At 62.4% G+C, this 7213-nt stretch carries 9 protein-coding genes; all 9 read left to right on the forward strand.

Annotated elements, in window-relative coordinates; all coding sequences use genetic code 11:
• Positions 1-69: hypothetical protein (locus tag CNQ84_RS21165; RefSeq protein ID WP_425439977.1), on the forward strand; the 69-nt coding region annotated here is incomplete at its 5' end.
• Between the two features lie 104 nt (positions 70-173).
• On the forward strand, positions 174-758 hold the full coding sequence (gene rsxA, locus CNQ84_RS15445) for an electron transport complex subunit RsxA (protein WP_083726308.1): 585 nt from the start codon (positions 174-176) through the stop codon (positions 756-758).
• A gap of 2 nt (positions 759-760) precedes the next feature.
• Positions 761-1342: an electron transport complex subunit RsxB gene (gene rsxB, locus CNQ84_RS15450; RefSeq protein ID WP_096005735.1), complete on the forward strand. Its 582-nt coding sequence runs from the start codon at positions 761-763 to the stop codon at positions 1340-1342.
• A complete protein-coding gene (gene rsxC, locus CNQ84_RS15455; RefSeq protein ID WP_096005736.1) occupies positions 1342-3711 on the forward strand; it encodes an electron transport complex subunit RsxC in 2370 nt (789 codons plus the stop codon). The genes rsxB and rsxC overlap by 1 nt, the downstream gene beginning before the upstream one ends.
• Positions 3711-4778, forward strand: coding sequence for an electron transport complex subunit RsxD (rsxD, locus tag CNQ84_RS15460; protein ID WP_096005737.1), 1068 nt, complete (start codon positions 3711-3713; stop codon positions 4776-4778). Before rsxC ends, rsxD begins: the two co-directional genes overlap by 1 nt.
• 3 nt (positions 4779-4781) lie before the next feature.
• Positions 4782-5420: an electron transport complex subunit RsxG gene (gene rsxG / locus CNQ84_RS15465; RefSeq protein WP_096005738.1), complete on the forward strand. Its 639-nt coding sequence runs from the start codon at positions 4782-4784 to the stop codon at positions 5418-5420.
• 3 nt (positions 5421-5423) lie between these two features.
• Complete coding sequence (locus CNQ84_RS15470; RefSeq protein ID WP_096005739.1) at positions 5424-6140, forward strand: electron transport complex subunit E; 717 nt, start codon at positions 5424-5426, stop codon at positions 6138-6140.
• A 9-nt stretch (positions 6141-6149) separates the two neighbouring features.
• Positions 6150-6785, forward strand: coding sequence for an endonuclease III (gene nth, locus CNQ84_RS15475; RefSeq protein WP_096005740.1), 636 nt, complete (start codon positions 6150-6152; stop codon positions 6783-6785).
• A 132-nt stretch (positions 6786-6917) separates the two neighbouring features.
• Positions 6918-7100, forward strand: a complete 183-nt coding sequence (locus CNQ84_RS15480) for a PA3496 family putative envelope integrity protein (protein ID WP_096005741.1) — start codon at positions 6918-6920, stop codon at positions 7098-7100.
• The last annotated feature ends 113 nt before the right edge of the window (positions 7101-7213 follow it).

Here is a 7213-nt window from a genome sequence, read left to right on the forward strand (position 1 = left end):
CCCGGCGGTGAAGAGATTTTCCTGCTGAGCCCCGATCAGGGTGCCAAGCCAGGCCAGCGCGTCAAATAACGTCAGAAGTGCAGTGATGGGGCGGCGCGGGCCGCCCTGATTAGCCGGACCGGGCGCAGCGACCGCAAGAGTCGCGCTGCCTGGCCACACATGGGGTTGGGTCAATGGCTGAATTTGCCCTTATTCTGGTCAGTACCATACTGGTCAACAATTTCGTCTTGGTGCAGTTTCTCGGGCTGTGTCCCTTCATGGGCGTGTCCGGCAAGCTGGAAACCGCCATCGGCATGTCCGCCGCCACCACCTTTGTACTAACGCTGGCGTCTATCCTCAGCTACCTGACGTTTCAGTACATTCTGGTACCGCTGGATCTTGAGTTCCTGCGCACCATCTCCTTTATTCTGGTCATCGCGGTTGTGGTGCAGTTCACCGAGATGGTCGTACACAAGACCAGCCCGCTGCTCTACCGGGTACTGGGCATCTTTCTGCCGCTGATCACCACCAACTGCGCGGTGCTGGGCGTGGCGCTGCTGAACACCAATCGTGCCGAGCAGACCTTCATGAAGTCCGCCACCTACGGCCTTGGTGCAGCGATTGGTTTCTCGATGATCCTGATCCTGTTTGCCGGCCTGCGTGAGCGTATCGCCATCGCTGACGTGCCTACACCGTTCCGTGGTGCCGCCATCGGCATGATCACTGCGGGCCTGATGTCGCTGGCCTTTATGGGCTTCACCGGCCTGATAAGGTTGTAAGCATGTCGATGATCATAACTGCCGTACTCGTTCTGCTGGGGCTGGCGCTGATTTTCGGCGCCGTCCTCGGCTTTGCCGCTGTCCGCTTCAAGGTCGACGGTGACCCTATTGTCGACCAGATCAACGACCTGCTGCCGCAAACCCAATGCGGCCAGTGTGGCCATCCCGGCTGCCGGCCCTACGCCGAAGGCATCGCCAATGGCGAGCCGATCAACAAATGCCCGCCCGGTGGCGAATCCACCATTCAGGCGCTGGCTGACCTGCTGGACGTTGAAGCGCTGCCGCTGGACGCCGAGCACGGCGAAGAAAAGCCCCGCATGGTCGCCTACATTCGTGAAGCTGAGTGCATCGGCTGCACCAAGTGCATCCAGGCCTGCCCGGTGGATGCCATCCTGGGCGCAGCCAAGCAGATGCACACCGTCATCACCGACGAGTGCACCGGCTGTGACCTCTGCGTGGAGCCCTGCCCGGTCGACTGCATCGACATGCTGCCGTTGCCCACCACGCCGCAAAACTGGAAGTGGGACTTCCCGCTGCCCAGTACTGCCCTGATCGCCACTGACGCCAGCCGGGGAGCCGCCTGATGACTGCAGCTACCCCGATCCGTATCTGGGACATTCCCGGTGGTATTCACCCAGCCGAGAACAAGACCCAATCCCTTGGCCACGGCATTGAGATCGCGCCGCTTCCGGCCCTGCTGACAGTGCCTCTGCAGCAACATCTGGGTGGTCGCGCCGAACCCTGTGTGTCCGTTGGCGACACGGTACTCAAGGGCCAGATAATCGCCGAGGCCAGCAGCATGGTCAGCTGTCCCGTGCACGCGCCGACCTCCGGCACGGTCACCGCCATCGGGCCTGCGCCCTACCCGCACGCATCCGGTCTTGAGGAATGGGCTATCCACATCGAGGCCGACGGCGACGACCGCTGGTGCGAGCTGCAGCCCGTTACCGACTTTCGTGCACTGGAGCCGGTCACCCTGCTGGAACTGATCCGCCAGGCCGGTATCAGCGGCCTGGGCGGCGCCGGGTTCCCGACCGCCGTAAAGCTCAAGGCACGCCCCGAGCAGAAGATCCATACGCTGATCATCAACGGCACCGAGTGCGAGCCCTATATCACCGCCGACGACAGTGCCATGCGCTACCGAGCGCCCGAGATCATCGCCGGCATCGAGATTCTGATGCATGTGCTGCAGCCCGAGCAGGTGCTGATCGGCATTGAGGACAACAAGCCCGAAGCCGCGCAGGCCATGCGCGCGGCGGTTGGCGAGCGCGCCATGCAGGTCGTAGTGTTCCCGACCAAGTACCCCTCCGGCGGCGAAAAGCAGCTGATTCAGATTCTGACCGGCAAGGAAGTGCCCAGCGGCGGTCTGCCCGCCGACCTTGGCATGGTCTGCCAGAACGTGGGCACCCTGCTGGCGATCCACGATGCCGTCGTGCTCGGTCAGCCGCTGATCAAGCGCATCACCACCCTGACCGGCGAGGCGCTGAGCCATCCAACCAACGTTGAAGCGCTGATTGGCACGCCGATTCGTGAACTGCTGGACTTTGCCGGCCTGCAGCCAGACAAGCTGTTCCGCCTGGTCATGGGCGGGCCAATGATGGGCTTTACCCTGCAAAGCCTGGATGCCCCCCTCGTCAAGACCACCAACTGCCTGCTCGCCGGCACCCGTGATGAACTGCCGCCGCCACCGCCGGCGCAGCCCTGCATCCGCTGCGGCCTGTGCGCCGAAGCCTGCCCGGCCAGCCTGTTGCCGCAGCAGCTGCATTTCTTTGCCCTGGGCAAGGACTACGATCAGCTCAAGCGTCAGCATCTGTTCGACTGCATCGAATGCGGCGCCTGCTCCTACGTCTGCCCCAGCAGCATTCCGCTGGTGCAGTACTACCGCGCCGCCAAGTCCGATATTCGCGCTTTGGACCTGCAGCAACACAAGGCCGACCATTCCCGCCAGCGCTTTGAGCACCGTCAGGAACGCCTGCAGCGCGAGGCCGAGCAAAAAGAGCGAGATCGCCTAGCGCGCGCTGAAAAGGCCGCGCGTATCAAGGCAGCCAAAGAGGCTGAAGCCGCCAAGCAAGCCGAATCCGGTGCCGGTACGCCGACGAGCGATGCACCGGCACCCAAAGCGGGCGGCTTGTCACCGGAACAGAAGCAACTGAAGATCGCCGCCGCCACCGCGCAGATGGCGTTGAAGAAAGCGCAGAAGCAGCTGGTCGCCAACCCGGACAACGCCGAGCTGCAGGCACAGATTCCGCAGCTTGAACAAGCTGCACGGCAAGCTCAGGAAGCCTTTGACCAGGCCCAGGGCGAGTCCAGCAACCAGCCCGCTGCGCCAGCGCCCCAGGCCGGCGGCGACGATGAGACCAAGAAGCTGAAGATTGAGGCAGCCATGCTGCGCGCCGCACTGAAGAAGGCAGAGCGCAGCGCCGGCGACAGCCCAAGCGAAGAGCAGCAAGCCGAGATCGCCAAGCTGCGAGAGCAGGTCGAGGCAGCTGACGCCCGCATCCCGGCCAGCACCACGACCAAGAAGCCGGTTGATGAAAAACTCAAGCAGGCCAAGCTGGATCTGGCCATGGCACGTGCGGCACTGAAGAAAACCGAACGCGCCCTGAGTGAGAACCCGGAAGATGCTGACCTGCAGGCCCAGCTGGCCAACCAGCAACAGGCCTGTCAGAGCGCTGAGACGGCCTTGCATGAAGCAGAAAACAACAGCCCGATTCCGCCGCCGCAGCGCCAGCTTGTGGACAAGAAACCGGTCGATGAGCAGCTGCGCGCGCTGAAAACCAGCATGGCCACCTGCAAGGCTGACTTCAAACGGGCCGAACGCGAGTTGAAAGACGCTGAGCAAGCCGGCGGAGATACCGTCGCCGCCCAGCAACACCTCGACACTGCCCGCGCCGCGCTCGACGTTGCCGCCAAGGCCTTCGCCGACTACATGGCCAGCAAGGAGACCAACTGATGGCGCTGGTTCGCATGACCTCACCCCACGCCAAAGGCAACAACCACACCCAGACCATCATGCTCTGGGTACTGGGCGCCACCCTGCCCGGCGTGCTGACCCTGACCTGGTTCTTCGGCTTTGGCACCCTGATCAACATCCTCTACGCCAGCGCCGTCGCTCTGGCTGTGGAAGCGCTGATCCTGTGGGTTCGCAAGCGCCCGATCGGGTTCTTTCTGCGTGATGGCAGCGCCTTGGTTACCGCCTGGCTGCTGGCCCTGGCGCTCCCCCCCTACGCGCCCTGGTGGCTGACGCTGATCGCTGTCAGCTTCGCAATCGTGTTTGGCAAGCAACTATACGGCGGTCTGGGCCAGAACCCGTTCAACCCGGCGATGCTGGGCTACGTGGTGGTGCTGATTTCCTTCCCGGTGGAAATGACCAGCTGGCCGGCCTGGCGCGGCATTGAAGCCGTTGTACCGGATGTGCAGGCCACACTGGGCCTGATGGATGGCCTCAGTCGTATCTTCCTGCCCAGCGGCGGCGCGATAGATGGCTGGACCCAGGCAACCCCGCTGGATGTGGTCAAGACCAACAGCAGCTTGACCATGGCCGAGCTGTACGCCGCCAAGCCAGTCTTCGGCCAGTTTGCCGGCCATGGCTGGGAGTGGGTGAGCCTGGCTTACTTGCTGGGCGGTGCCGCGCTCCTGTACAAGCGTATCTACAGCTGGCACGCTCCGGTCGGCATGCTCGGCGCGCTGGCGCTGATGAGCCTGCTGTTCTGGAATGGCAGCGGCTCAGACTCCAACGGCTCCCCCCTGTTTCACCTGTTCAGCGGTGCAACCATGCTCGGGGCGTTTTTTATCGTCACCGACCCGGTCTCGGGCGCAACCAGCAAGCAGGGTCGGCTGATCTTTGGCGCCGGCGTCGGCATTCTGGTCTATGTGATCCGCGCTTGGGGGGGTTACCCTGACGCGGTGGCCTTTGCCGTGCTGCTGATGAACCTCGCCGCTCCCACCATCGACTACTACAGCACACCGCGCACCTACGGCCACAGCAAGGCCAAGCGCGGTATGGGCAAGACGGACTGAGCCATGGATACGCCAACTACTACCAGTCGCTCGATCCTGCGCAACAGCGTGATTCTCGGCCTGTTTGCCGTTGCCACCGTCGGTATGATCGCCGTGACCCAACAGGGCACCGCCGAGCGCATCAGCGAGGCCCAACGGCGGGTCCAGCTTAGCGCGCTGAACGAGATCGTGCCGCATGATCAGCATGACAACGACCTGCTGACTGACAGCTTTACCGTGCAGGATCGCCAACACCTTAGCCTCAGCGCCCCGGCCGAGGCCTACCGCGCTCGCCAGGGCGATCGCGTCAGCGCCGTGATCCTGCCGGTTGTCGCCCCCGATGGCTACAGCGGCCGCATTGACCTGCTGGTCGGCATTCGCGCCGACGGCAGCATCGCCGGCGTGCGCAGCGTCAGCCACCGCGAGACGCCCGGGCTCGGCGACAAGATCGACGCAGGCAAAAGCCAGTGGATTCTGTCATTTAACGGCAAAAGCCTGAGCATGCCGATCCCTGATCAGTGGGCGGTGAAAAAGGATGGCGGGCAGTTTGACCAGTTTACCGGCGCTACCATCACCCCGCGCGCAGTCGTCAAGGCGGTCTATCAGGCCCTGAATTATTTCGACGAACACCGCGCCGCCCTGCTGCAGCTGGACGAGGATTAAGCCATGGCCAACAAGACACTCTCCGAGATCACCGCAGACGGCCTGTGGCACAACAATGCCGGGCTAGTGCAACTGTTAGGTCTGTGCCCGCTACTGGGCGTCAGCAGCTCGGTGGTCAACGCCCTTGGCCTGGGTTTGGCGACCATGCTGGTACTGACCGGCTCCAACCTGGCGGTGTCGCTGATTCGCAGCGCCGTGACCGACGCGGTGCGGCTGCCGGCGTTTGTCATGATCATCGCCGCACTGACCACCTGCATCGAGCTGCTGATGCAGGCGTTTACCTACGAGCTGTACCAGATCCTCGGCATATTCATCCCGCTGATTGTCACCAACTGCGTGATTCTCGGCCGCGCCGACGCCTTTGCGTCCAAAAACCCGATTCTTCCCTCAGTGGTAGACGGTTTCATGATGAGCCTGGGTTTTGCGCTGGTGCTGGTGGTGCTTGGCGGCCTGCGCGAGCTGGTCGGGCACGGCACGCTGTTTGCCGGTATGGATCTGCTGCTGGGCCCTATCGCGGCCGACTGGACGCTGGTGGTGTTCCCCCACTACAAGGATGTGCTGTTTGTCATCCTGCCACCGGGGGCCTTTGTGTTCATGGGACTGCTGATTGCCCTTAAAAACCTCATTGACGCCAAGGTCAAGGAGCGCGCAGCGGCCCGTGAGATCACGCCGGCGGCGGCTGGCAGCAAGCGCGTACGCGTTACCGGGACTATCAACTGAGCGGGCACCATGAACAAGGAAAAGCGCTACGAGATCTTCCGCCGCCTGCGTGAAGACAACCCGCACCCGACCACCGAGCTGAACTTCAGCACGCCGTTTGAGCTGCTGGTCGCCGTGACCCTGTCCGCCCAGGCGACCGACGTGGGCGTCAACAAGGCGACCGACAAGCTGTTCCCGGTGGCCAACACCCCGGAGGCGATTTACGCACTGGGCGTGGACGGTCTGAGCGAGTACATCAAGACCATCGGGCTGTTCAACAGCAAGGCCCGCAACGTGATTGCCGCCTGCAAGATCCTCATCGAGCAACACAACAGCCAGGTTCCGGACAATCGCGAAGCGCTGGAGGCCCTGCCCGGCGTTGGCCGCAAAACCGCCAACGTGGTGCTGAACACCGCGTTCGGCCAGCCAACCATGGCCGTCGACACGCACATCTTCCGCGTCAGCAACCGCACCGGCATCGCTCCAGGCAAAAACGTACTGGAAGTCGAAAAGAAGCTGCTCAAGCATGTTCCGAAGGAATTTCTGGTCGATGCCCATCACTGGCTCATCCTGCACGGGCGCTATGTCTGCAAGGCGCGCACGCCGCAATGCGGCAGCTGCCGGATAGAGGATCTGTGCGATTACAAGCACAAGACCTCCGACTGAGGGCGCTGCCTGCGGCAGCTATGAAAACAGCCTGTGTTTTTTGACCAATTTCAATAAAAAAATTCTATTTCCGCAAAGACAACTTCGCGTTTATAAGGTGCGCAAATGGCATCTTCACTGTGGAGTTGAGTCATGGCCAAAGCAAAATCCGACATCGAACTGGACGATGATGATGACTTCGTCGAGGACGACGACGCCCCTGAAACCGATAACGCCCCCAGTTCACGCAACAGTCTTACCAAGCGCCGACTGATCGATAACTACCTCGAAGAACGTCGCTTGCAGAAACAGCTGTCGGATTTCGACTTCGACTGATCAGTCCGCCCTCCCGCGCAGAACCGCGCCCAAAGGGCAGGTCCGGTGGGCGTCCTGCCCACCGGATACAGCTGATTATTTCGGGTATACGCATTTAATGGTTGATGGGGCAC

Origin of the sequence: Pseudomonas abyssi, assembly GCF_002307495.1 — a bacterium.
Taxonomy (GTDB): domain Bacteria; phylum Pseudomonadota; class Gammaproteobacteria; order Pseudomonadales; family Pseudomonadaceae; genus Halopseudomonas; species Halopseudomonas abyssi.